Source organism: Streptomyces zingiberis, assembly GCF_012034935.1.
GTDB lineage: Bacteria > Actinomycetota > Actinomycetes > Streptomycetales > Streptomycetaceae > Streptomyces > Streptomyces zingiberis.
The window spans coordinates 491,381-516,658 of the sequence record NZ_JAATEN010000001.1; the positions used below are offsets into that span (position 1 = coordinate 491,381).

Here is a 25,278-nt window from a genome sequence, read left to right on the forward strand (position 1 = left end):
CACCCCATGTGGGCCCAGGCCGACGAGTGACTTTCCGTGTCCTCCTGTGCGGCGGGCCGGCCCACCACCTCTTGCGTGCTTGCGGAGCCGACCCATGCTCACCACTTTGGAAACCGCTTACTCCGATACTCGCGCGACCGACCTCGCCTGGTGTCTCGGCAAGGAGGCGCTGCCCGCGCTCGCCGTGCTCGACCTGCGCATGGGCGCGGCGGACGTGCAGTTGCGCCTGCTCGGAGCCTCGCATCAAGTGATCATCAAGGAGGGGGAGAGCCGCTGTTCGGAGACGGTGGCCTGCATACCCGGCAGCAGTACACCGCTCCCCCTCGGCGCCGCGGAGTCCATAGGCGGCTGGGAGTACGAGTTTGCGGCGCGCGTCGAGACGCTCTCCCGCGGCTCGTTCGCCGGGCGGGCGCAGGAACTGCTGGCCCTGGTGGCCGACCATCCGAACGGTCTGGCCGGCGTCTTCCCCGGGGATCCGCACGCCTTCACGGCGATGCTGGTCCAGAGATGCGAGGGGCGGGTGCGGTGGCGCACCTGGCACTCCTACCCCCAGGAGGGCGCGCTGGTCACCACCCGCACCCAGATAGGCGTCCGCACGATGGCGTCCCTCTGACGCGCCCCGGCGCCCCCCATGTCCCCGGTCCACCCTTGTGGGTGACAGAGTCGCACAGGCGACTCCCGTAGCGTTCCGTGCGTGATCGATTCTTCTGAGTCACGGCTGCTGACCCGCGTCGCCGCGCCGGGCGGACCCCGCGCCCCGGCCCCGGCCCATCTGCCCGTGCCGGCCGGACTGGGGCGGCTGCTGGTGCTCGCCGCGGTCTTCGTCTGCGCCGCCTGCGGGCTCGTCTACGAACTCGAACTGGTGGCCCTGGCCTCGTTCCTGTTCGGGGAGTCCGTCACCCAGGCGTCCGTGGTGCTCTCCGTGATGGTCTCCGCGATGGGAGCCGGATCGCTGCTGGCCAAGCGGTTGCGGCGGCGGGCCGCGATGGCCTTCGGACTGCTGGAGGCGGCGCTGGCGCTCGTGGGCGGCTGCTCGGCCGCCGCGCTCTACGCCTGCTTCGCCTGGCTGGGCGACTCCCGTGCGCCGCTCGTCGTCTTCGCCACGGTCATCGGCGTGCTCATCGGCGCCGAGGTGCCGCTGCTGATGACCCTCATCCAGCGGGTCAGGCGGCAGGACGCGGGCGGCGCGGTCGCCGACCTGTTCGCGGCGGACTACATCGGCGCGCTGGTCGGCGGACTCGCCTTCCCGTTCCTGCTGCTGCCGCTGCTCGGGCAGGTGAGCGGCGCGCTGCTGACCGGCGCGGTGAACGCCGCCGCGGGCGGGGCCCTGGTGCTCTGGCTCTTCGGCCGCGACCTGACCCGGCGCGCCCGGTGGGCGCTGGTCGCGGCGCACGGCGTGGCCCTCGGGGTGCTCGCCGCCGGAACGCTCTTCGTCCCGGCCTTCGAGGAGGCCGCGCGACGGGCCGTCTACGGGGAGGACGTACGGGTCGCGGTGGTGACGGACCACCAGGAGGTCGTCCTCACGGGCGGTACGGGCCGGCCCGGGGACGGCGGTCCGCCCGCCCTCTACGTCGACGGCCGGCTGAGATACGGCGGAGACGGCGCGTACCGCTACCACGCGGCCCTCGTCCACCCGGCGCCGTCCCGTACCCCGGCGCGCGTGCTGCTGCTCGGCGGGGGCGACGGGCTCGCCGCCCGCGAGGTGCTGCGCCATCCGGGGGTGCGGTCCGTGACCGTCCTCGCCGCCGAACCCGGACTGCTGCGGCTGGGCCGCGAGGACCCGGGCCTCACCCGGCTCAACGCGGGCGCGCTGAACGATCCGCGGGTGCGGGTCACCGGCGGCGACGCCTTCGCCCGGCTGCGGGAGGGCGCGAACCGGGGCGACCGCTACGACCTGATCGTCTCCGACCTCCCCGATCCCGGTCTCACCTCCAGCACCAAGCTGTACTCACAGGAGTTCTACGGCCTCGCGCGGCGCGTGCTGGCCCCGGGCGGGCGGCTGGCGGTGCACGCCGCCTCCCCGGGCACGGACCCGCGGAGTTACTGGACGGTGGAGGCGACCCTCCGCGCGGCCGGGTTCCGCACCGCGCCGTACGCGCTGGGCGGCGACCGGCCGGAGCCCGGCACCGGCGCCCGGGCGGGCGGTACGGACCGGCCGGGCGCCGGTGCCGGGCGGAACCACGGGTTCGTCCTCGCCGCCCGGGGGCCCGGGCCGCCCCGGCCCGCCGTGGGCGGCCCCGCGGGGGCCGGGCCGGCGGCGGCGGAACTGCGGTCCGGGGCGCGCGCCGCCGAGGCCACGCGGATCCGTGGGCTGCCGCCGTCGACGCTGGTCCACCCCCGGTATTGAGGCCCGCCGCGGGGTGCGCGCGCCGGAACGATTCACCCCTCCGGGTGCGGGTACGGGCGGACCGGGCCGCGCGGACGGGGTGGAGGCGGCCCCGCCGTGGGTAGGCTCGGCTTCCATGGAGCATGAGGTGTTCGTTCCGTTTCCGGCCGGGACCGTGCGACAGGCGCTGACGGACCCGGAGCGGGTCTCCCGCTGCGTGCCCGGCTTCCAGTGGCATGCCGGGGCGGAACCCAGTGTGCTGGCCGGCCGGATGCGGATCCGGGTCGGCTCCGCCACCATCACCTACCACGGCACCCTGCGGATCAAGGGGCGCCGGGGCGGTGAGCTGGAGGTGGAGGCCGACGGCGTCGAGGCGCGCGGGGACGGCACCGTCGAACTCGCGCTCGGCGTCCGGCTGAACGCCGCCGACGGCGGCACCTCGCTGGTCTGCGAGTCCACGGTGAAGAGCCGGGGACGGCTGGCCGAGGCGGACCCCACGGCGGCCGAGGCGGCCGGACGGCGGCTGCTCGACCGGTTCGCCGCGGCCCTCTCCGCCGACCTGGAGGAGACCCCGGTCCGCCCGGCGCCCCCGTCGGCGCCGGCGTCCTCCGGAGAGAACGGGGTGGCCGGGGCGGGGAACAGCGGGGTGGCCGGGGCGGGGAACAATCGGGTGGCCGGGGCGGGGAACAGTGGCGTGGCCGGGGCGGGGGACAGCAGGGCGGCCGGGGCGGGGCGCAACGGAGCGAGCGGGGCGGGGGACAGCAAAGCGAGCGGGGATGACGGAGCCGCCGGGGCGCGGGCCGCGGAACGGCGCGGCGGGAGGGGCGCCCGTGGCCCGCAGGGCACCGGGCCGTCCGCCGGGGGCCGGGACGACGGCGGGACCGGCCCGGTGGCCGGCCGCGAGGGCGCCGGCTTCGGCCGGGACGACGACAACGAGCCGGTCATCCCGGGCATCCCGGCGCCCGAGCCGGGCCGGGACACGGACGCCGGCCCGCCCGGAGAGGAGCCGGACGGCACCCGGGCCCGCGGCGGCCGCGGCGAGGAGCCGCGACCGGGGGGCACCGGCGCCGCGGATGCCGCCGGCGCGGCAGACGGTGGTGCCGGGCCCGGCGGCGGAACGTCCGGTCCGCCGGTGGCGGGACCCGGCTCCGGTGAGGGCGGCGAGCCCGTGGAACCGGTGGGGAGCGGGGTGCCCGGCGCGGACGTACCGCCCCCGGGCCCGGTCGACCCGCTCGCCGAGGAACTCGCCCGGCGGCAGGCCGAACCGCCCGCCGAGGCGGCGCACGCCCGGCGCACGATGATCGGACGGAGCGCGGAGGAGGTCGACCACGCGCCGCCCCGCGGCCGTTACGCGCCCGTCCCGGCGCCCCAGCCGGCCTCGGCCGGGGACACGCTGCGGTGGGCGGCTCCGGTGGCGGCGGCCCTCGTGGCCTCGGCCGTCATCATCAAGCAGGTGCTGCGCCGCCGCCGGTGACCCGGCGGGCCGGGCATCCGGCACGTTGCCGCGCAGGCCCCCGGCCTTCCCGGGCCGACGGCTGGTGGCGGGCCGTGTCCACAGAGCGGCGCCATTGGCGGGGTGTCACCGTTTGCCCGGCAGCGGGCCGGGCCGGGAGGGTGCCGGTGATGCGGGTGCCCGGCCGTGCCGGCCGTGGGCGCCGTCGGTCCCGCGCGTCGTCATCGAGCAGGTGCCGCGCCGCCACGGTGACCCGGACGTTTCGACCCGGGCGTTCCGCCTCCGAGGACACAACCTTCCGCGGGGCGTGACCCGGGCGCCCCGGCCTGGGCTTTCCGACCCCGGCGTTCCGACGGGTGCTCCGACCCGGGCGCCCGGCGAGACCGGGCCGGGGTGGCGGCAGACGGAGACCGGCGGTGGCAGCCGGAGGCCGGGGCCCGGAAGCGTCACCGGCGACCTGACCCCCCGGGCCCGGGCCTGCGATGCGCGCGTTCCGGCTCCGACGTGGAGGTGGGGAACCGCCTCCTCCCCGCTCATCAGCAGGAACGAGGCGCCGACCGCGCCCAGCGTGCGGACCGCCCCGTCCGTGCCCGTCACCGCGATGGGGCGGCGGAGACCTTTCGCAGCAGCTCCGTCTCACTCCGTGTTCCGGTACCGCCCCCCGGGCCCGGCGGTAGGGGCGACGGAGCGGACGGGGCGCGGGCGGCGGGGCCGCGCGTGGGGCCCCGGCTCGCATAGGGTTCGGGCGTGAGCACTCACGAGACAACCGAAGAGGCCGCGTCGGCCGCCGGGACCGGTGTCCGGCTGACGGCCGGCGGCGCCGAGCTGACCGTCCGGCCCGAACTGGGCTGCCGCATCAGCTCGCTGCGCGTGGACGGCACCGAACTGCTGCGGCAGGGCGACCGGTACGGCTCCTTCCCCATGGTGCCCTGGTGCGGCCGCACGGCGGACGGCGTCTTCCGCGACGGCGACGCCCTGCGCCGGCTGCCGCTCAACTCCCCGCCGCACGCGATCCACGGCACGGGGCGTGACCAGCGCTGGCGCACCGTCCGCGCGGACGAGACGGCCGCCGTCTTCACCTACGACCTCGGCGATCCCTGGCCGTACACCGGCCGGGTCACCCAGCTCGTGGAGCTCGCCGAGGACGGGCTGACGCTGAAGATGGGCGTCGAGACCTACGGCAACTCCTTTCCCGCGCAGGCCGGCTGGCACCCGTGGTTCCTGCGCCGTCCGCAGGGCCGCCCGGCCGGAGGGGCCGGGGCGGCGGACGGCGAGGGTGGGGACGGTGACGGGGTGCGGATCTCCTTCGACCCCGCCTGGCAGGAGGAGCGCGGTGCGGACCACCTCCCCACCGGCCGCCGGATCGACCCGCTGCCCGGCCCGTGGGACGACTGCTTCGGGATGCCGGACGGCGTCGACGTGCGGCTGACCTGGCCCGGATGGCTGGAGCTGCGGGTCACCAGTCGCGCCGAGTGGGTCGTGGTCTACGACGAGCAGGACGAGGCGGTCTGTGTGGAGCCGCAGTCGGGCCCGCCCAACGGGCTCAACTCGGCCCCGCGGCTGGTGACTCCGATCGACCCGCTGGAGGTCGCCACCACCTGGCGCTGGCGACGGCTCTGAGGACCGCGGGGACGCGCGCCGGGGGCGCCCCCGCGCCCGGGTCTTCCGGCGGCCGGGCGGCTCCGCCGGGGCGGCGTGCGGTGCGTGTCCGGTGTGTGCCCGGTCGGTGTGCCGGTGCTGGTCCCGGCCCGGGTCTCCGCCGGGGCACCGGGGCGCGGCCCCCGGATAGGCTCGGCGCCATGAGCGACGTGCGTGAAGCCCTGCTGCGGCAGATCAAGGACAAGGCCGTGGTGCACGGCAAGGTGACCCTCTCCTCGGGCCTGGAGGCCGACTCCTACGTCGACCTCCGCCGGATCACCCTCGACGGCGCGGCCGCCCCGCTCGCCGGGCAGGTCATGCTCGACCTCACCGCCGGGCTGGAGTACGACGCGGTCGGCGGGCTGACCCTGGGCGCGGACCCGGTGGCCACCGCGATGCTGCACGCGGCCGCCGCGCGCGGGCGCAGGCTCGACGCCTTCGTCGTACGGAAGGCGCAGAAGGCGCACGGGTTGCAGCGGCGGGTCGAGGGGCCGGACATCTCCGGCCGGCGGGTGCTGATCGTCGAGGACACCTCCACCACCGGCGGCTCCCCGCTCACCGCGGTGGAGGCGGCGCGGGAGGCGGGGGCCGAGGTGGTGGCCGTGGCCGTGATCGTGGAGCGGGGCGCCGCGCCGGCGATCGAGGCGGCCGGTCTGCCGTATCTCCATGTGTACGAGCTGGCGGAACTCGGGATCTGAGGGAAGCCGCGCGGGCGGGCCGCGGGTGGGGTTCCGGCGGCCCGGGGTGTTCCGTCCGGTCCGTGGCCTGCTTTCCGTCATCGCCGGGCCGTGTCCCGTGTCCGTGCCGTTCCGCCGTCGCCGGGCCGCGTCCCGCGTCCGGCGCCGGGGCGCGCGTCCGCCCGGGGTACGCGGAACACTGCTCCGTCCCGGTGGGATTTTCGCCCGCCTCGCCCTGGTTCATCCACCTCCACCGAAGGCCGGTGGCGGCAGGAAAATCCGTTCGCCGGGCGGGAGTTCACCGGATGGGCGGGGTTTCACGTGAAACCGTCCGCTTCGCCATCCGCCTCGCCGGATTCGTCCTCCTGGGTGGTGTGGAGGGGATCGCCGGATCTGGGAGGATGGCCCGGACGACGACGTCCCCCTAGGTCAGGGCCTAATCGAATCACCGGCACATTCACGAGGAGCCGACAGATGCCGATCGCAACCCCCGAGGTCTACCAGGAGATGCTCGACCGGGCGAAGGCAGGCAAGTTCGCCTACCCGGCCATCAACGTGACCTCGTCCCAGACCCTCCACGCGGCGCTCCGCGGGTTCGCCGAGGCGGAGAGCGACGGCATCGTCCAGATCTCCACCGGCGGCGCCGAGTTCCTGGGTGGCCAGTACAGCAAGGACATGGTGACCGGCGCCGTGGCGCTGGCCGAGTTCGCGCACATCGTCGCCGAGAAGTACCCGGTGAACATCGCCCTCCACACCGACCACTGCCCCAAGGACAAGCTCGACGGCTATGTCCGGCCGCTGCTGGCGCTCTCGCAGGAGCGGGTCGCCGCCGGTCGTGACCCGCTGTTCCAGTCGCACATGTGGGACGGTTCGGCGGAGATCCTCGACGACAACCTCACCATCGCGCGCGAGCTGCTCGCCGAGGCGGTCAAGGCCAAGATCGTCCTTGAGGTGGAGATCACCCCCACCGGCGGTGAGGAGGACGGCGTCTCCCACGAGATCAACGACGACCTCTACACCACCGTCTCGGACGCCGAGCGCACCGCGGACGCCCTCGGCCTCGGGGAGAACGGCCGGTACCTGCTGGCCGCCTCCTTCGGCAACGTCCACGGCGTCTACAAGCCGGGCAACGTCCGTCTCCGCCCCGAGCTGCTGCGCGACCTGCAGGACGGCGTGGGCGCCAAGGCCGGCAAGACGGACCCCTTCTACTTCGTCTTCCACGGTGGCTCCGGCTCCACCGAGGAGGAGATCCTGACCGCCCTGGAGAACGGCGTGGTCAAGATGAACCTCGACACCGACACCCAGTACGCCTTCACGCGCCCGGTGGCGGACCACATGTTCCGCAACTACGACGGGGTGCTGAAGGTCGACGGCGAGGTCGGCGACAAGAAGACCTACGACCCGCGGAGCTGGGGCAAGAAGGCCGAGCAGGGCATGGCCGAGCGCATCACCTCGGCCTGCGCCCACCTGCGGTCCACCGGGACCCGGCTGAAGTGAGGCCGGTGCGGTAGGGCCCGGGACCCGGGCCGCCGGCCGTCCCGTAGCGCCCGCCGGCGGGCCGCCGTCGGCGGCCGTCCGCAGTCCGCCGGAAGCCCGGGGTTCCGACCGTGCGAGGTCGGGGCCCCGGGCTTCCGGCTGTCCGCCGTGCTCCGGCCCCGGCGTGTTCCGGACCTCCGTGCGCCGGTGGGCCGCGTGCCCGTCCCGTCCCCGCCGGGTGGCGGAGTGCCGGGGGCCTCACCGGCCGCTCCCCGCCTCCTCCCGCCGGGGATCCCGGTCTTCGGCGCCTCCTGGGTCCCGCACCACGGGGCGTGCGCCCCCGCGCCCGCCCCTTCCGCGCCCCGGCCAGGCAGACTGGAGCCCATGTCCACATACGAGAACCTGCTCGGGGGGCCGCCCCCGACCCGACTGCCCGACGACCCCGAGCCCCGGGAGCGGCTCGCGTCCGGAGCCGCGCCGTCCGAGGTCGCGGCGGAGTACCCCGCCTCCTCCCTGGCCTGGGCGCAACTCGCCGACGCGGCGTTCGAGAACGGCGATGTCGTCGCCTCCTACGCCTATGCCCGCACCGGTTACCACCGCGGACTGGACGCCCTGCGCCGCAGCGGCTGGAAGGGGCACGGCCCGGTGCCGTTCGAGCACGAGCCGAACCGCGGCTTCCTGCGGTCCCTCCACGCCCTGGCGCGGGCCGCGCAGGCCATCGGTGAGCAGGAGGAGTACGAGCGGTGCGCCGCCTTCCTGCGGGAGTCCTCGCCGACCGCCGCGGACATCCTGGGCTGACGGCGCCTCCGGCGGGCTGCCGGCCGGTCACGCCCCGCCGGCCGGTGGCGGACGCCCCGGCCGGTATCCGTACCCGTCCGCCGGTGAGCGGCCCGGAGCCGGAGCCCGGAGCGTGACCCGGGCCGTGCGCCGGGGCGCGACCCGTACCCGTATCCACCGTTCCGCGAGGGCCGGCCGTGCTCACACGGCCGGCCCTTGCCGTTCCGGCCCGCGGCGACGGATGATGCGCCTGGGCCCGGCCACGCCGACCGCGTGGGCAGGCCCGGAGGGGACCGGGGCTCCGACGCCGAGAGGGAGGAAGGGGCGGACCGCTACCCGGGAGCACGCACCGAGGAGACAGCGATGTCCACGGCACCGAAACCGGCCATGCCATCCGTACCGCCCCTGCCGGCCACACCGGCCGAACCGGCCACCGACCCCGCGGCGTCCGCCGGGCGGGAGCTGCCCGAGGACGGTTCGGAGACCCCGAACCTGGACTTCCAGGGCACCACCCCCTACGAGGACTACGTCAAGGCCGATGTCCTCACCCACCTCCAGCACCTGCTCTCCGACGACCCGGGTGAGATGGTGTTCCTGGTCACCACGCAGGTGATGGAGTTGTGGTTCACCGTGATCGTCCACGAGTGGGAGACCGCCGCCGGCGCGCTCCGCCGGGACGACATCCCCACCGCCCTCGCGGCGCTGCGGCGTTCCGAGTACGAGCTGCGCGCGCTCAACGCCTCCTGGGAGCCGCTGGCGCATCTCACACCCGCCCAGTTCAACGCCTACCGCGGCGCGCTCGGCGAGGGCTCGGGTTTCCAGTCCGCGATGTACCGGCGGCTGGAGTTCCTGCTCGGCGAGAAGTCCGCGTCGATGCTCGTACCGCACCGCGGCGCGCCCCGCGTCCACGACGAGCTGGCGAAGGCGCTGGCCGAGCCCAGCCTCTACGACGAGGTGCTGCGGCTGCTCGGCCGGCGCGGGCACGCCGTGCCCGCCGAGGTGCTGGAGCGCGATCTCACCCTGCGGTACGAGGCGCACCCGGGCGTGGAGGAGGTCTGGGCGCGGGTCTACACCGGCCCCCAGGAGGACGAGCTGGTGCGGCTCGGCGAGGGGCTGACGGAGGTGGCCGAGCTGGTCTGGCGCTGGAGGAACGACCACCTCGTGGCCACCCGGCGGGCGATGGGCGCCAAGACCGGAACGGGTGGCTCCGCGGGCGTCTCCTGGCTGGAGAAACGGGCCCGCCGGAATGTCTTCCCCGAGTTGTGGACAGCCCGTAGTCATGTCTGAGCACGCGGCGCGCGAGGCGCGCACTTCCCCGAACCCGCCCGGAGCCGTACCGGCTGGGCCGCCCGTACCGGCCGGGTCACCGGCCGCTCCCGTGCCGTCTCCGGCCGGGGAGCACCCGGGCCCGTCCCTCGCGGAGCGGGCCGCGCGGCTGGACGCGGCGGACCCGCTCGCCGGTCACCGCGCGCGCTTCCGCCTGGATCCGCCCTCCGCGACGGACGCCGCCGTCTACCTGGACGGCAACTCCCTCGGGGCGCTCCCCACCGGCGTACCGGCCCGGCTCGCCGAGGTGGTCGAGCACGAGTGGGGGCGGCTGCGGATCCGCTCCTGGACGGAGGCCGGCTGGTGGGAGGCGCCGCAGCGGATCGGCGACCGGATCGCCCCGCTCGTCGGCGCGGCACCCGGCCAGATCGTGGTCTCCGACTCCACCAGCGTCAATCTCTTCAAGGCACTGGTGGCGGCGGTGCGCATCGCGCGGCAGGGCGACCCCGGTGTGCTCGGCGGCCCGGGCACGGGCCCCGGCGCCCCGGCCGTGCCTCCGCGCGAGCCCGCCGCCGACGGGCCGCTGGCCCGTTCCGGTGCCCTCGCCGACCCGGCGCACCCGGCGCACGCGGCGCACGCGGCGGTTCCGGGGGACCCGGCGGGACCGGCGGGTCCGGCTGCCGAAGCCCCGGCCGGCGGAGGAACGGCGGACGGGGGAACGGCCGGCGCGGACACGGCTCCGCCGGTCCGGGACGAGGTGCTGGTCGACGCGGAGACCTTCCCCACCGACGGCTACATCGCCGAGTCCGCCGCGCGGCTGACGGGGTGCCGTATCCGGGCCGTACCGGCCGCCGAGATCGGCGCGGCCTGCGGCCCGCGCACGGCGGTGGCGCTCGTCAACCACGTCGACTACCGCACCGGGCGGCTGCACGACCTGCCCGGCACCACGGCCGCCGCCCACGCGGCGGGGGCCCTGGTGGTGTGGGACCTCTGCCACAGCGCGGGCGCCCTGCCCGTCGGGCTCGACGAGCACGGGGTGGACCTGGCGGTCGGCTGCACCTACAAGTACCTCAACGGCGGGCCCGGTTCCCCGGCCTTCCTCTATGTGCGCCGGGAGCACCAGCCGCGGTTCGACTCACCGCTGCCCGGCTGGAACTCGCACGCCGACCCGTTCGGCATGACCCCCTCCTACGCCCCGTCCGACGGGGCCGTCCGCGGCCGGGTCGGCACGCCCGACATCCTGTCGATGCTGGCGCTGGAGGCGGCGCTGGAGGTGTGGGACGGCGTCCCGGTGACGGAGGTCCGGGCCAAGAGCCTGGCGCTCACGGACTTCTTCCTGGAGTGCGTGGCCGCCTATGTGCCCGAGGGGCGCGTGGAGAGCGTGACGCCCACCGCGCACGCGGAGCGCGGCAGCCAGGTCGCGCTGCGCTGCGAGGACGCGGACGAGGTGATGCGGGAGCTGATCGCCCGCGGGGTCGTCGGTGACTTCCGCCGCCCCGATGTGCTGCGCTTCGGCTTCACGCCCCTCTACGTGGGCTTCGCGGACGCCGAGCGGGCGGCGCGGGTCCTGGCGGAGGTCCTGGCCGCGGGACCGGGCGGTACCGCGCCGGGGTCACCGGCGGGTTCTTCGCCGGGCTCCTCCGAGGGGCCGGGGAGCGCGGTGTGACCACGGCCGACGGCCCCGGCGGGCACCCGGCGCCCGCCGGGGCCGTCCCGGCCGGTGGCGGGAACGGCGCCCCGGTCGATCCACGTGCCTCATCTGGTCCCCCCGGCCCGGCCACCCCACCTGCCCCACCTGCCCCACCCGGCCCGGCCGCCCGGCTCCGGACCGGTCGTGCGGAAGGTGACGGCGCGTCCGGGCCGCCGGAAGACGCGCGGCCCGCCGCCGCCGAGGCGGAGGAGGCCGCGCTGCTGGCGCTCGCGCCGTGCCCGGCGCGGCGCACCGTCCGCTACGGCCCGCATCCCGCGCAGGTGATCGACTACCACCTGCCGGAGGGCGCCCCCGAGGTGCGGGTGACCGTCCTGCACGGCGGTTTCTGGCGCGAGGCGTACGACCGGACGCATCTGTCGCCGTTCGCCGCCGCGCTGGCCCGGCACGGCGCGGCCGTGGCACTGGCCGAGTACCGGCGGGTCGGCGGGGGTGGCGGCTGGCCCGCCACCTTCGCGGACGCGGCCCGGGTGGCCGCCGTGGCCTGGGACGACGAGGGCGCCGGGACCACGGGCGGCGAGCACGTGCTGCTCGGGCACTCCGCGGGCGGGCACCTGGCGCTGTGGGCCGTGGCGGGCCGGGCGCCCGACGCGGACCAGGCGTCCCCACCGGACCGGCCGCCGGTTCCGGGCCCGGCGTCCGGTCCGGCCGGGCGGCCCGGCCCGGACCGGGTGGTGGCCGTCGCGCCCGTGGCCGACCTCGGGCGCGCCGCCGAACTGGGGCTCAGCGGGGGCGCCGTGACGGAGCTGCTGGGCGGACCCGGTGCCCCGGAGGGCCGGGTGCGCGAACTGCTGCCGCTCGCCGACCCGTCCTCGCTGCCGCCCCCGGCCGTGCCGGTGAGCGTGCTCCACGGCGCGGCCGATCCCGATGTGCCCGTCGGGCTGTCGCGGCGCTACACGGCGGCGATGCGGCGGGCCGGGGCGCGGGTGGAGCTGCGGGAGCGGCCCGGCGGCGGGCACTACGCGGCGCTCACGCCGGGGACCGCCGCCTTCCGCGAGCTGCTGGACGTGGTGTTCGGCGGGCCGCCCGGAGCGTCTGCCGGGCGGCCCGGCGGCGTACGCGGCTGAGCGCGCGGGCGGCGGGCGCGTGCGGACGCGGCGCGCACCGCCCGCCGCTCCCGGGCGCGTGAGGATGCGGCGCCCGCCGCCCGCCACCCCCGGGCGCGTGAGGATGCGGCGCCCGCCGCCCGCCGTCCCGTGCGCGGCCCCTCCGCGCCCGGCGGCCCACCGCCCCACCGCCCCCGCGCCCGCCGTCCCGCCCCCGTCGCGCCGCCGTCCCGGCGGGCCCCGTGGACCGCCCGCGTCAGCCTCAAGTCGTAGTGCGGAAAGTCCTCATGGACGGTGACGACGTCCAGGCGCCGGATGCGTAGCGTGCTCCGGGTGAACGATTCGACGCGGCCGGTCCAGACGCCGGCGCCCTCCGCCTGGCCCGAATCCCGTTTCTTCCAGGAGCTCTGGCACTCCTACAAGGAGGGCCTGCTCACCGACGTGTGGGCGTATCGTCCCCTGCCGCCCGGGGGCACGTCCCGGCGGCGCGGGTGGCTGGGGACGGCATGGCGCGGCGCACGATGGCTGCCGCACGCGACCGTGTCCGTGTACGCCTTCTTCCTGCTGGTGGCGGACTCCTCGGCGTCCTACCTGTCGGGTTTTCCGCTGCTGGTGGCCGCGGTCCAGGTGGCGCCGCTGCTCCTCGCGCTGTCCCGGCCGCTGGGCGCCTGGTGGGTGTCGCTGGGGGTGACCTGCTTCCTGTTCATGGCCCGGGACTGGATCGGGCCGGGCTTCCTGGCGCTTCCCGTGGTCATGATCCTCGTGGCGCTGCGTTCCCGGCCCCGGGTGGCCGTCGAGATGTGGGTGACGGCGATGGCGGCGCTGACGCTGATCACCCTGCTGGGTCTGGGGCGGGACGGCTACGTCGTCCTGCCGTTCGCGTTCTTCACCGCCTGTGCGCTGGGCACGGTGATGGCGCTGCGCGGCTGGTCGCTGGCGCGCGGCCGGGTCGAGGAGCAGGAGACACTGGTCGCCGACGTCCGCGGCCGCCACACCGTGCTGGAGGAGCGCGCCCGGATCGCCCGCGAGTTGCACGACGTGGTGGCGCACCACATGTCGGTGATCGCCATTCAGGCGGAGGCGGCGCCGTACCGGGTGGCGAATCCCCCGGAGGAACTGACCCGCAGCTTCGGCACCATCCGGCAGAGCGCGGTGGAGGCGCTCTCCGAACTGCGCCGGGTGCTGGGCGTCCTGCGGTACGAGGGCGCGGACTCCCTCGGCGTACCGGACGCGCCGCAGCCGGACCTCTCCCGGCTGGACGAACTCATCCAGGGCGTGCGGGAGGTGGGCCTGGAGGTGGAGATCCTGCGGATGGGCTCGCAGCGGCCCCTGCCGCAGGGGGTCGAGCTGTCCGCGTACCGCATCGTGCAGGAGGCGCTGAGCAACGCGCTGCGCCACGCGCCGGGGTCCCGGGTGCGGGTGGAACTGGCGTACGTCCTCACCGGGCTGGGCCTGCGCGTCGTCAACACCGAGCCGGGGTCGCCCGCGCCGCCCTCGCCCGGGGTGGGCCACGGGGTGACGGGGATGCGGGAGCGCGCCGTGATGCTCGGCGGAGAGCTGACCGCCGGGCCGACCGAGGACGGCGGGTACGAGGTGACGGCGTTCCTGCCCGCGGCCCCGGTCACCGAGGAGGAAGCGGAGGCCGAGGCGGGAGCGGCGCCGGGCGGGGAACGGTACGAGGCGCCCACCCGCGGCGGGCGGCGCGCGGAACCGGCCGACGCGCCGCCTCGCGGGGCGGGGTGGCGGAGCGCGACGACCGGGGCATCCGTGGACGGTGGGGGGAGCGCCCGGCGGGCCGGGGTGCCCGAGTCGCCGGTGGGCTCGTCACCGGGGGCGCCGGTCGATCTGGCGAAAGACGGTGGGCACGCCGGCCCCGGCCGTCCCTCCCCCGGCCCGCCCCGGACGGGCGGGTCGGCCACGGCGGAGGTGACGGACGTGACGGACGCGGCGGGTGCGGCGGACTCGGTAAGGGCGAGGGAGGTGACGGAGGCGGTGGACGCCAGGAGCAGGGCGGAGAAGGCGGAGAAGGCGGAGAAGCCAGGCGCGGCCGACCCGGGGAACGCGGCGGACGCGACGGGGGCGAGGGACGCGGCTCCCCCAACGGACGCGGCCCGCGCGGCGGATGCGGCCCCCGCGACGGACGCCGCCCGCGCGGCGGATGCGGCCCCCGCGACGGACGCGAACCCCCGGGCGGCCGGTCCGTCCCGCCCGGCGGGGGACCGCCCGTGAGCGCCCCGGGCCCCACCCCGGCCCCCATCCCCGCTCCCGCCCCCGGCGCTCCGGAGGAACCGGACGGCCCCATCCGGGTCCTGATCGCCGACGACCAGGCGATGGTCCGCGAGGGCTTCTCCGTCCTCCTCGGGGCCCAGCCCGGCATCGAGGTCGTCGGCGAGGCGCTGGACGGCGCGCAGGCCGCGGCGCGCGCGGCCGAACTCCGCCCCGACGTCGTCCTGATGGACATCCGGATGCCCGGCACCAACGGGCTGGAGGCCACCCGCCGGATCACCGCCGCGCGGGAGGAGGGCGGCCGTCCTCGGGTGCTGATCCTCACCACCTTCGACCTCGACGAGTATGTCTACGAGGCGCTCCGCGCCGGGGCCAGCGGCTTTCTGCTCAAGGACGCCTCGGCGCGCCAACTGGCGGACGCGGTGCGGGTCGTGGCCGCGGGTGAGGCGCTGCTCGCGCCGACGGTCACCCGGCGGCTGCTCGCGGAGTTCACCCGGCTCGGCGCCCCCCGCGCCCCGCGCATGGACCGCATCCGGGATCTCACCGAGCGCGAGACGGAGGTCCTGGCCCTGATCGCCCAGGGACTCTCCAACGGTGAGATCGCGGCGGGGCTGACGGTGTCGGAGGCGACGGTGAAGACCCACGTCAGCCGGATCCTGGTGAAGCTGGGGCTGCGCGACCGCACCCAGGCGGCCGTGTTCGCCTACGAGATCGGGCTGATCACCCCGGGCGGCCGCGGCTGACCCGGGCCGGTGACCGGGCGGCCCGGCCCGGAATGTCCACAGGCTGTGGACGGCGAACGGCGAACGGCGGCCGGCGCGACGGCGGCCGGGCGACGAGGCGCCCGACGCGCCGGCCGGCCGGCCGCCCCCGCTCATCCCGTCACGAGGTCTCCAGGTCCCGCCGGCGGAATCCGGCCAGCCCGAACCACACCAGACCCGCCGCCAGCGCCGTCAGGACGAGCAGCGGGGTCCACTCCAGTTCGGCCGCCGGCAGCCGGGGCACGTGCCCGAACGGGGAGAGGTTGTTCAGCCAGTGCGGGAACCGCAGCAGCTGGCCGAGGTAACCGACGGCGAAGGAGTACACGGGCACCAGCCACACCAGCCCGGTCTGCCGTGGCAGCCGGCCGAACAGGGCCACCGCGCAGCCGAGGGTGAACCACAGCGCCGGCGCGTAGGCGAGCGCGGCCCCGGCCAGTTTCCACACCAGCGAGCCGTCCCCGGTCGCCACGGCCCCCGCGGCGCCGAACCCGAGTCCGGCCACGAGCAGCAGCAGCGTCCCACCGGCCGCGCCGACGGTCACATGAGCGAGTACCCAGCGGTCCCGGGAGAGCCCGGTGGCGAGCAGCGCTTCGGCGCGCCCGGCGCTCTCCTCGGCGCGGGGCCGCAGGGCGGCCATCGCCACCTGGACCGCGGCCACGATCGCGAGCACCAGCATCACCATCGAGGCGAAGGCCTCGGTGACGGTGGTCCCGCCCAGCGCCTCCAGGGTGCGCCGGTACTCCTCCAGACTCCCCAGCAGGTCCTCGACGTCGCCGAGGAGCGACCCGTACATCACGCCCAGCACGAGGAGCCCGGCGCCGAACCCCAGCAGCATGCCCCGGTGCAGCCGGAGGGCGAAGCCGGCGGGGCGGGTGAGCGCCCACGAGGCCGACCGGCGCCCCTGGCGGGCCGGGCGCAGCCCCGCTCCGACATCCCGCCGGGTACTCAGCGGGAAGGCCACCGCCGAGACGGCCGCGGCGAAGGCGAGCGACAGCAGGATCGGCCACCACCGGTTGTCGACGAAGGCGTAGGTCCGCTGGGCCCAGCCGATCGGGGAGAGCCAGGAGAGCGTCCCGTCGCCGACGTCGCCGGTGGCGCGCAGGGCGTACGCGAGTCCGATCACGGCCAGGGCCATGCCGGAGGCGCCCCGGGCGTGCGCGGTGGTCTGGACGGTGACGGCCGCGACGGCGGCGAAGGCGATGCCCACCCCGGCGTGCGCGAAGCCGTAGACGAGAGCGCCGGCGAGGCCGGCGGAGCCGGCGCCCTGGGCGGCCAGCGAGCCGGCGATCAGCAGCGCCAGCCCCACGTTGGCGGCGGCGGCCACCGCCAGCGCGGCGGCGAGCTGCGCGTGGCGGCCGACGACGGCGGAGCGGAGCAGCTCGGCGCGGCCGGTCTCCTCCTCGGCGCGGGTGTGCCGGGTGACGATCAGCACGCTCATCAGGCCGACCAGGAGGGCCGTGAAGCCGAGCATCTGGTGGCTCAGCATCGAGCCGACGGTGTAGTCGGACAGGTAGTGGCGCGGCCCGGAGGTGGCGATGGCGGCGGGGCTGCCCGCGGTCCGGGCGGCGGACGCGCGCCCCTCGGCGGTGTCGTAGAGATCGGCGAGCGACCGGAGGGTCAGGGCGGACGCCAGCGTCAGCGAGATCAGCCACACCGGGAGGCGGATCCGGTCGCGGCGCAGGCCGAAACGGATCAGGACGCCCGCCCCGGCGAGGGCGGACACGCGGGTGGCGGGCCGCCGTGGCGCCGGCGGCGCGGCGGGCGCGGGGACGGTGGTGGAGCTCATCGGGTGGCTCCGCCCGTGGGACCCTGCGCGGCTCCGCCCGCGGTGGCTTCCCGGGGCGCACCACCGGGCTCGCCGGCGGGCGCACCACCGGGCTCGCCGTCCGGCCCACCGTCCGGTCCACCGCCCGCCCCGCCGGTGGGACCGTCGCCCATGTCGTCGTCCGCCGCCGCGTGGTGCCCGTGCGCGGCGAGCTCGTCGCCGTAATGACGGAGCATCAGCTCCTCCAGGGTCGGCGGATGGCTGGTCAGGGCGCGGATGCCGAACGCGCCCAGGGCGCGGAGGGCGCCGTCCAGATGCGTCCCGTCGACGGTGAAGTGCACCCGGTCGCCGTCCACGCGAGGCCCGTGCACCCCGGGCAACCCGTCGAGCCCGGTGACGGGGCGTGCGGTCCGGGCCTCCACGGTGGTGCGGGTGAGGTGGCGCATCCCGGCGAGCGTCCCGGACTGCACGGTCCGGCCCTGCCGGATGATGCTCACGCGGTCGCACAACTTCTCGACCTGGGCGAGGATGTGACTGGAGAGCAGCACCGTGCGGCCCGCCTCCTTGGCCTGGGTGACGACGTCCTGGAAGACCACCTCCATGAGGGGGTCGAGGCCGGCCGTCGGCTCGTCCAGCAGCAGGAGTTCCGCGTCCGAGGCGAGGGCGGCCACGATGGCGACCTTCTGCCGGTTGCCCTTGGAGTAGGCCCGGCCCTTCTTGGTCGGGTCGAGGTCGAAGCGTTCGACGAGTTCGTCCCGGCGCCGGCGGTCCAGGCCGCCGCGCAACCGCGCGAGCAGGTCGATGGCCTCGCCCCCGGTGAGGTTCGGCCACAGCTCCACGTCCCCCGGGACGTAGGCGAGGCGGCGGTGCAGTGCGACGGCGTCCTTCCAGGGGTCACCGCCCAGCATCCGGGCGCTGCCGCCGTCCGCGCGCACCAGGCCCAGCAGCACCCGGATCGTGGTGGACTTCCCGGCGCCGTTCGGCCCGAGGAAACCGTGCACCTCCCCCGTCCCGACGGTGAGGTCGAGGCCGTCGAGCGCGCGGGTCCGGCCGAACGACTTGCGGAGGCCGGTGACATCGATTGCCGTGGTCATGTTCTCAACGTACGTATACTTCAGAAATTTGTGAAGTTAAGGAACCGTATAGGCTCGGCCGCGATTCCACGATCAAGGCCTGGCCCCACGCGCGAGGCACCATCCGATGATCAAGGGGAGTGGCAGGGGACGTGACGGACGAGCCGACCGGCGGGCCGCGGCCGAGCGCGCCGCCCGAAGCCGTCTCCCGCTTCGTCGAGCGCTTCGCCGCGGAGCTGACCGACGCGGGCCTGCCCCGGATGCCGGCCCGGATCTTCGCGGCCGTGATGGCCTCCGAGGAGGGCGTGCTCACCTCGGCCGAACTGGTGGAGACCTTGCGGGTGAGCCCCGCCGCGGTCTCCGGGGCGATCCGCTATCTCACCCAGGTCAACCTGGTCAGCCGGGAGCGCGAGCCCGGCTCCCGCCGCGAGCGCTACCGGTTCAACGACGACCAGTGGTACATCTCTTTCACCCGGCGCAACGAGATACTGCTGCGCTGGGAGTCCACCCTGCGCACGGGCGTCGAGGCGGTCGGCCCCGGCACCCCCGCGGCGCGGCGGCTGGACGAGACCCTGGTCTTCCTGGAGTTCCTCCGGAAGGAGATCTCCCAGATCATGGAGCGCTGGCACGCCCGCAACGCGGAGCGCCCGGCGGGGCCCGCCATGGGCGCCCCGGCCCCCGGGGAGCCCGCGGGAGCCGCGGCCGGGACGGCACCGGCACCGACGCCGCGGGCGGACGCGGGCACCGGCCCGGCGGCCCGGCCCCGTACGGCTCCGGAGGCTGGCGCGGCCCCGGACACGAGTACGGGCCCCCGCACGGGCGGGGCCCCGGACGGGGTCACCCGAGGCCGCCGGGAGGGTCCGGCCGAGGGCTGACCGGGCTCCCGCGGGGAGATCCGGTCCGCCCGCTCAGCCGCGTGCCCCCGGCGGCGTGCCGGGCAGCGTCAGCCGCAGGGCGCCGGGGCGCACCGTCCAGGTGCGGGTGCGGACGGGGCCGCCCATCACCGCGTCGGCCCGGTAGTGGAAGTCCGGGCCGGAGACGGTGATCGCCCGGGCGTGCGCGGTGACCGGTGCCGCGTTCCACCCGCCGCCGACGGGCCGCACGACGACCCGGGCGAGCCCGTCCGTGGGGCAGGTGGCGCCGCCGTCCGGTCCGTCGCCGTACCGGCCGGCGGACCCGTCCATGGCCTCCTCCGCCCGACCCGGGGCGCGCCCGGCGGCCCCGGGTCGGGCGGGTCCCGCTCCGCGCCCCTCGGCCGTCCGCGCGCCGCTGATGCCCCGGCCGTTCCCGGGGCCGGGGGAGGGGCCGTCCGCCGGGGAGCGACCGGGCCGGGGGCCGCGGCCGTAACCGTCCGTGCCACGGCCCCGGGCCCGCGCGCCGGGCCCGTCCCCGTCCCCGGCCTCGGCCTCGTCGACGCGGTGGCCCCCGGAACCGCGGCCGCCCGCCCCCTGGTCCCGGGGCCCGTGGCGGCGCCCGCCGGGTGCTCCGGGCCCGAAATCCTCCGGCCGGGAGCCGTCCGCGCCCGCCGCCGCTCCTCCGGCGCCCCCGGCTCCTCTGCTGCCCGGAACCGTCACCGAGACGGAGACATCCCGCACCGGCCGGTCCAGGTCGACCAGGACCTCGCCGTCCACCTCGACGCGCAGCCGGTGCTGGTGCGCCCCGCCCCCGGCGCCGTCCCGCCCGGCGGCGGAGCGGTCCGCCCGCCGCTGCCCCCGCGCCAGCTCCCGCCAGGTCCGCAGCACCGGCTGCCACCAGGGCCGGTGGGGCCCGGGGCCGGGGTCCGTGCCGGGGATGGACAGTCCCCCGATCACCACCCCGTCGCTGTCGTCCACCAGCAGGTCGAGCCGGCGCTCACGGCCGTCCAGCACCACCCGCGCCGCGGACACCGGGCGTGTGGGCAGACCCAGCTCCCGCGCGAGCAGCGTCGAGCGGGCCGAGGTGCCGACCGGTACGAAGCCGAGCGCCGCGTCCGCCAGCTCCCGCTCCCGGTGCAGCAGCGCCACGATCCGCCGCAGCGCGAGATCGTCCCCGACCACCACCGGATGGCGCCGCCCCCGGTGCGCGAGGTGCCGGGCGACGTCCTCCGGGCCGTCCGGCAGGCAGATCTTGGCGGAGGCCCCCGCGCAGAGCACGTCCCGCACGATGCGCACGGACTCGGCGTCCTGGCGGCGGGCGAGGGGGTCGATGACGACGAGCAGGGGTCGCTTGCCGGGTGCTGGAGCCGACACCTCGGTCCTTCCTCAGGTAATCTCTCGGTGCAAGAGCCCCTGTCGCTGTTGCGCCAGGGGCTTCGTCTATCCGGGGCACCGGTTCGACGGCTCTGCGGACGGCGCGCGCCGAGAACGCCGCGCGGTCGCCGCCGTGCACGTTGGACATGCCCCGCCCGGAAGGGGTGTACGCCTGTGCCCGCACTTGTGCTGCTCGGTGCTCAGTGGGGTGACGAGGGCAAGGGAAAGGCCACCGACCTGCTCGGTGGCTCGGTGGATTACGTGGTGCGCTACCAGGGCGGCAACAACGCCGGCCACACCGTCGTCGTCGGTGACCAGAAGTACGCGCTCCACCTCCTCCCCTCCGGGATCCTCTCGCCGGGGTGCACCCCGGTCATCGGCAACGGCGTCGTCGTGGACCCGGCGGTCCTGCTCTCCGAGCTGAGCGGGCTGCAGGAGCGCGGCGTCGACACGTCCAAGCTGCTGATCAGCGGTAACGCCCACCTGATCACGTCGTATCACACGACCGTCGACAAGGTGACAGAACGTTTCCTCGGGAAGCGGAAGATCGGCACGACGGGCCGGGGCATCGGGCCGGCCTACGCCGACAAGATCAACCGCGTCGGCATCCGGGTGCAGGACCTCTTCGACGAGTCCATCCTCCGGCAGAAGGTCGAGGCGGCGCTCGACGTCAAGAACCAGCTCCTGGTCAAGCTCTACAACCGCCGCGCCATCGCCACCGACGAGGTGCTGGAGGAACTGCTCGGCTACGCGGACCAGCTCCGCGGTTTCGTCGCGGACACCACGCTGGTGCTCAACGACGCCATCGACGAGGGCAAGGTCGTCCTCTTCGAGGGCGGCCAGGGCACCCTGCTCGACGTGGACCACGGCACGTACCCGTTCGTCACCTCCTCCAACCCGACCGCCGGCGGCGCGTGCACCGGCGCCGGTGTCGGCCCGACGAAGATCAGCCGGGTCATCGGCATCCTCAAGGCGTACACGACCCGCGTGGGCGCCGGCCCGTTCCCGACCGAGCTGTTCGACGGGGACGGCGAGAAGCTGCGCGTCATCGGCGGCGAGCGGGGTGTCACCACCGGCCGCGACCGCCGCTGCGGCTGGTTCGACGCGGTCATCGCCCGCTACGCCACCCGCGTCAACGGACTCACCGACTTCTTCCTCACCAAGCTGGACGTCCTCACCGGCTGGGAGCGGATCCCGGTCTGCGTCGCGTACGAGATCGACGGCCGCCGCGTCGAGGAACTGCCGTACAACCAGACGGACTTCCACCACGCCAAGCCCGTCTACGAGGAGCTGCCGGGCTGGTCGGAGGACATCAGCAAGGCCAAGACCTTCGAGGAGCTGCCGAAGAACGCGCAGCGTTACGTGAAGGCGCTGGAGGAGATGTCCGGCGCCCCGATCTCGGCCATCGGCGTGGGCCCGGGCCGCACGGAGACGATCGAGATCAACTCCTTCCTCTGACCGGGCGGGGTGGCCGGGCCCGGTCTGGCCCGGACCGGCCTGGACTGGACCGGCCCGGTCTGGCCCGGACCGGCCCGGTCTGGCCCGGACCGGCCCGGTCTGGCCCGGCCCGGCCCGGCCCGGCCTGGACCGGCCCGGCCCTGCCTGGACCGCGCCCCGCTCCCACGACACCGCGACCGTGACCGGTGGGCACACCGCCCGCCGGCCACGGCCGGTTCAGGAGCCGCACCCCACCGGCGGGCCCCGGTGACGGAAAGTGACCGCCTCGGAGCGCCGCACGCCGGAAGCTGCTGGAAACGGACCGGAGGCGGCGCCGAGGCGGCAATCCGCATCATCGGCGAGCGGAGTCAGCCATGTGGTGTGTCCGGAACGCCGTGCTCGCCGGTGTCGTGGCTGTCCTCGTGGCCGATGCGTCCGTTCCGTGCGACCTGCCCTGCTGCCCGCGGTGTGGCCGGCATCGGTACCGGTACCGGTTCGAGGGTCAGGCGCAGGTCTGGGCCACGCCCGCGGCCGCGGCGGCCTGTGCCAGGGGGCCGGCCGCGGCCGAGAGCAGGGCCGCCGCGACGGCCAGCACGCACGCGTCGTCGCTCTGCAACGGGGCCTCCCGGATCGCCGCGGTGTCCAGTTCCGTCAGGTGGGGGACGCGCCCCACCCGGTCCTCGAAGACGGCCATCAGCGAGCCCTCCTCGTGCATCAGCGTCCGCAGGCGGGCGATGCCGTCCTGGTCGACGCGCATCGGCGGGTCGAAGACGGCCGCGGTCAGCCCCTCCTCGCCGAGCTGGCGCAGGATCCGGAGCATGAACTCCTCCTCCCGCGCCACCTGGCCACACGCCGTCCTCAGCTCCCGGCTGAGTGCCTCGACCTCGTCGGCGTAGGACGGGCCCTGCTGCGCCAGCTCGGTCTTGAGATCCCACAGGACCAGACAGCGGTGGGCGTCGGTGCAGAGCTTCGCCGCCCGCATTCTGTCCTGGGCGGTCAGTGGCGCGGTCGTCGTCATGGCTGCCCCAAGGGTCGAATCGGCTCGGATCCCCTGAAATCGATTAAGAGGCAGGGTGAGGCGACCCGCAACATGGGGCTCTCCCGCGCTGCCGGGGCACCGTCGTAGGCGTCCGCGCGCGCCGGCCGCCCGGGATGCGGCGGCCGGCGTGAGCCGCCATGAGCGCCGTGGCTCCACGGCCCCGGAATCAGCGGGTGAGGGACGGCGGGGCCAGGGGGGCGATCTCCCGGTCGAAGAAGCGGCCGAACTCCTCGCCCCGCTCGTACAGTTCGTCGAAACCCGCCGAGGTCTCCGCGATCAGGGCCGGGTCGGTGAAACGACGGGCGCCGTCGGCGTTTCCGTCCTCGTCGTAGACGACCTCGTACAGCACCACGTCGCCGAGGATCACCACCTCGGGGACCGGCCGCCGCCGCTCGGCATCGGCGATTCCTCGGGCGTCCATCACCCTGATGTTGTCACCGAGTTCGACCCGCAGCCGCAGGGCGAAGAATTCCCATTGCACATAGGGGGTGATCGGGAACTCCACCACGCGCAGGCGGCGTCCCTCGATGCCCAGCCGTTCGGCCTTCCGGAACTGCCGGGAGTAGATCTCGCGCTTCTCCTCGACGAGGTCGACAGCCCGTTCCCAGTCGCCGTCCGCGAAGGCTTCCCAGCTGGCGAATCCGCGTTCCTTGAAATTCTGCCCGCGTTCGAGTTTCCGTAGAGAGTCGATGCCGCTCTCATAATGGCGCCGGAAATCCTCATGGTAGGCCGGCCGTGCCAGCCGCTCCGGATGATCACCGGGGAAATGTTCAAACACGGGGAATGTCCGGGCGCGCCGCGATCATCATGGACCGGGGAATGACGACCAGCCGCTCGTCCTCGCCCACCGAGACCCCCGGGGGCAGGCGCCGCCCCAGGGTCGCGGTGAGATCACGGCCGATGACGGCGACATCCCCGTTGTCCAGCTCCCAGATGTCCGGGCAGTCGGGGTTGTCGGTGGTGTGCCCCAGTTCCTGCGGGGACTTTCCCAGCCGCCTCTTGAATCCCGTTTCTGTGTCCGCTTCCCATGGCCTGGCCATACCGGCCCTCCATTCACCGTTCGGGTGTGTTCGAATCTGTCATCGGTTGAGAGCTGTCGAATTCATTTCAAGTCCGCTCCCAGGGTAGGTGGAACGCGCGCATGTCAGGGATGTTTTCCTGAGTTCGCATCGTTCCCTGGCGCCTCGTCGTCACTCCGCCGCAGTATTTTTTGAGCATTCTCGCGGTATTCGGATCAGGTGCAGCAGTTCCTGGCGCGCACCGAGTACGCGCTCGGCCGTGAGGGGGCCGGCCTCCCCTCACCGGCGGTCGACGCGGGTGTAGGTGAGGGGCTTCTCGTCGCTGTCGGCGAAGACGCGGCGCAGGCGGCCGTCGGGGCCGAGCTCCAGGGTGGTGACGGGGCCCGGGAGGCAGGCGGTGGCCGGCTGGGCGACCTCGACCGCCGACGCCGACAGCTCCACCGGTGGCCCGGCGGACCGCAGGGTGGCGCTGAACTCGCAGTGGTACCCGGGGCCGTCGGCGTCCAGCCGGAAGACCGGGTCGCCGAGCTCGCCCTGGCCCAGGGTGAAGCGCCGGACGTCCGTCTCCGCGGTGCCGAGGGCGACCTCCCAGGTGCCGAGGTACTCCTCGGGCAGATCCCCCACCTCCGTGACGGCGGACGGGGACGGCGAGCGCGGCGGCCGCGGGTGGTCCGGGGCCCGGCCGTCCGGAGGTTCCTGGCCGGAGCGGGCGCCGGTGGACCCCACCCGGTCCCGGGAACGGCCCGCGCCCGTGCCGTCCTCACCCAGCAGGGTGTAGACGGTGGTGCCGCCGGCCACCGCCACCACCACGGCGACGAGCGTGACCAGCAGGCTCATCCGCCAGTGCCGCTCCTCCGGCGGCCCGGGGGGCGGTTCCGGGCGGAACGGCGGGAGGTAACCGGCCGTGGTGCCGAACCGCGGGGCGGCCGGGCCGCCGAACCCGGCCCCCGGCGGCGGGGGCCCGTGGTACGGGGCGGAGGAGGGAGGCGCCCCGCCGTAGCCCGCCCCTTCCCACCGGGACGAGAACGGGGCCGGGGGCAGGGGCGGGCAAGGAGCCGGGGGCGGTGCCGGTGGAGCGGCGGGTGGGGCGTACGGCGGGTGCGGTGCGGAGGGTGCCGCCGGCGGTGTGACGGGCGTGGCGGGCGCGTCCGTGGCGGCGAAGAGGGGCGGGGCGGGGGCCGGGATGCCCGGGAGGGTGGCGCTCGCGTGGAAGGCACGGGTGTCGTCGGCCACCGCACTCACGTCACCGGGATGCGCGGCGGTGCCGTGGTACGGCGAAGGAACGGACGGCGCGGGCAGGGGCACGGGGGCGGAAGGAAGGGATGCGGTGGTGAAGGCGCCCGGGGGTGTGCCGGTGTCGTGG

21 protein-coding genes are annotated in these 25,278 nt (G+C 75.7%); 14 read left to right on the plus strand and 7 right to left on the minus strand.

Features of this window, described 5'->3' with window-relative positions; all coding sequences use genetic code 11:
* Positions 1–94: 94 nt before the first annotated feature.
* The 12 genes from HCK00_RS02175 to HCK00_RS02245 all read left to right on the plus strand — a co-directional run bounded on the left by HCK00_RS02175 (position 95) and on the right by HCK00_RS02245 (position 15,336).
* Entirely contained in the window at positions 95–613 is a 519-nt protein-coding gene (locus HCK00_RS02175) for a DUF2617 family protein (protein ID WP_168099967.1), read from the plus strand.
* A gap of 108 nt (positions 614–721) precedes the next feature.
* Positions 722–2,347, plus strand: coding sequence for a polyamine aminopropyltransferase (locus tag HCK00_RS02180; protein ID WP_168100030.1), 1,626 nt, complete (start codon positions 722–724; stop codon positions 2,345–2,347).
* A 127-nt stretch (positions 2,348–2,474) separates the two neighbouring features.
* Complete coding sequence (locus tag HCK00_RS28100; RefSeq protein WP_311765098.1) at positions 2,475–3,800, plus strand: SRPBCC domain-containing protein; 1,326 nt, start codon at positions 2,475–2,477, stop codon at positions 3,798–3,800.
* 726 nt (positions 3,801–4,526) lie between these two features.
* A complete protein-coding gene (locus tag HCK00_RS02200) occupies positions 4,527–5,399 on the plus strand; it encodes an aldose epimerase family protein (RefSeq protein ID WP_168099968.1) in 873 nt (290 codons plus the stop codon).
* A gap of 179 nt (positions 5,400–5,578) precedes the next feature.
* The gene (locus HCK00_RS02205) at positions 5,579–6,115 is read left to right on the plus strand and encodes a phosphoribosyltransferase family protein (protein ID WP_168099969.1); all 537 of its coding nucleotides are present in this window, start codon (positions 5,579–5,581) and stop codon (positions 6,113–6,115) included.
* 453 nt (positions 6,116–6,568) lie between these two features.
* Complete coding sequence (fbaA, locus tag HCK00_RS02210; RefSeq protein ID WP_168099970.1) at positions 6,569–7,591, plus strand: class II fructose-bisphosphate aldolase; 1,023 nt, start codon at positions 6,569–6,571, stop codon at positions 7,589–7,591.
* A 363-nt stretch (positions 7,592–7,954) separates the two neighbouring features.
* Entirely contained in the window at positions 7,955–8,368 is a 414-nt protein-coding gene (locus HCK00_RS02215; protein WP_168099971.1) for a DUF3151 domain-containing protein, read from the plus strand.
* Positions 8,369–8,710: 342 nt separating this feature from the next.
* On the plus strand, positions 8,711–9,634 hold the full coding sequence (locus HCK00_RS02220; RefSeq protein WP_206319761.1) for a tryptophan 2,3-dioxygenase family protein: 924 nt from the start codon (positions 8,711–8,713) through the stop codon (positions 9,632–9,634).
* A gap of 193 nt (positions 9,635–9,827) precedes the next feature.
* Complete coding sequence (locus tag HCK00_RS27200) at positions 9,828–11,279, plus strand: kynureninase (RefSeq protein ID WP_375781902.1); 1,452 nt, start codon at positions 9,828–9,830, stop codon at positions 11,277–11,279.
* Entirely contained in the window at positions 11,276–12,388 is a 1,113-nt protein-coding gene (locus HCK00_RS02235; RefSeq protein ID WP_311765100.1) for an alpha/beta hydrolase family protein, read from the plus strand. Before HCK00_RS27200 ends, HCK00_RS02235 begins: the two co-directional genes overlap by 4 nt.
* A 312-nt stretch (positions 12,389–12,700) precedes the next feature.
* Positions 12,701–14,596 (plus strand): histidine kinase, encoded by a 1,896-nt coding sequence (locus tag HCK00_RS28105; RefSeq protein WP_311765101.1) that lies wholly within the window; start codon positions 12,701–12,703, stop codon positions 14,594–14,596.
* A 71-nt stretch (positions 14,597–14,667) separates the two neighbouring features.
* Positions 14,668–15,336, plus strand: a complete 669-nt coding sequence (locus HCK00_RS02245; protein ID WP_311765107.1) for a response regulator — start codon at positions 14,668–14,670, stop codon at positions 15,334–15,336.
* 139 nt (positions 15,337–15,475) lie between these two features.
* Here HCK00_RS02245 and HCK00_RS02250 read toward each other — a convergent pair whose 3' ends face one another.
* The gene (locus HCK00_RS02250; RefSeq protein ID WP_206319762.1) at positions 15,476–17,140 is read right to left on the minus strand and encodes an ABC transporter permease; all 1,665 of its coding nucleotides are present in this window, start codon (positions 17,138–17,140) and stop codon (positions 15,476–15,478) included.
* Entirely contained in the window at positions 17,137–18,213 is a 1,077-nt protein-coding gene (locus HCK00_RS02255; protein WP_168099973.1) for an ABC transporter ATP-binding protein, read from the minus strand. Before HCK00_RS02255 ends, HCK00_RS02250 begins: the two co-directional genes overlap by 4 nt.
* A gap of 131 nt (positions 18,214–18,344) precedes the next feature.
* Between HCK00_RS02255 and HCK00_RS26750 the strand changes: the two genes are divergently transcribed.
* Positions 18,345–19,067 carry a GbsR/MarR family transcriptional regulator gene (locus HCK00_RS26750; RefSeq protein ID WP_375781898.1) on the plus strand — a complete coding sequence of 241 codons (723 nt, stop codon included), beginning with the start codon at positions 18,345–18,347 and terminating at the stop codon, positions 19,065–19,067.
* Between the two features lie 33 nt (positions 19,068–19,100).
* Here HCK00_RS26750 and HCK00_RS28615 read toward each other — a convergent pair whose 3' ends face one another.
* Positions 19,101–20,420 (minus strand): diacylglycerol kinase, encoded by a 1,320-nt coding sequence (locus HCK00_RS28615; protein WP_375781899.1) that lies wholly within the window; start codon positions 20,418–20,420, stop codon positions 19,101–19,103.
* Positions 20,421–20,594: 174 nt separating this feature from the next.
* Between HCK00_RS28615 and HCK00_RS02270 the strand changes: the two genes are divergently transcribed.
* Positions 20,595–21,878 (plus strand): adenylosuccinate synthase, encoded by a 1,284-nt coding sequence (locus HCK00_RS02270; RefSeq protein WP_168099974.1) that lies wholly within the window; start codon positions 20,595–20,597, stop codon positions 21,876–21,878.
* 481 nt (positions 21,879–22,359) lie between these two features.
* On the opposite strand, the gene HCK00_RS02275 is transcribed toward HCK00_RS02270, so the two are convergent.
* The 4 genes from HCK00_RS02275 to HCK00_RS02290 all read right to left on the minus strand — a co-directional run bounded on the left by HCK00_RS02275 (position 22,360) and on the right by HCK00_RS02290 (position 24,752).
* Positions 22,360–22,875, minus strand: a complete 516-nt coding sequence (locus HCK00_RS02275; RefSeq protein ID WP_168099975.1) for a hypothetical protein — start codon at positions 22,873–22,875, stop codon at positions 22,360–22,362.
* Positions 22,876–23,062: 187 nt separating this feature from the next.
* The gene (locus HCK00_RS02280; protein ID WP_168099976.1) at positions 23,063–23,674 is read right to left on the minus strand and encodes a DUF6879 family protein; all 612 of its coding nucleotides are present in this window, start codon (positions 23,672–23,674) and stop codon (positions 23,063–23,065) included.
* A complete protein-coding gene (locus HCK00_RS02285) occupies positions 23,667–23,936 on the minus strand; it encodes a hypothetical protein (protein ID WP_168099977.1) in 270 nt (89 codons plus the stop codon). Before HCK00_RS02285 ends, HCK00_RS02280 begins: the two co-directional genes overlap by 8 nt.
* Before the next feature lie 258 nt (positions 23,937–24,194).
* Positions 24,195–24,752, minus strand: a complete 558-nt coding sequence (locus tag HCK00_RS02290) for a hypothetical protein (RefSeq protein ID WP_168099978.1) — start codon at positions 24,750–24,752, stop codon at positions 24,195–24,197.
* Positions 24,753–25,278: the final 526 nt, after the last annotated feature.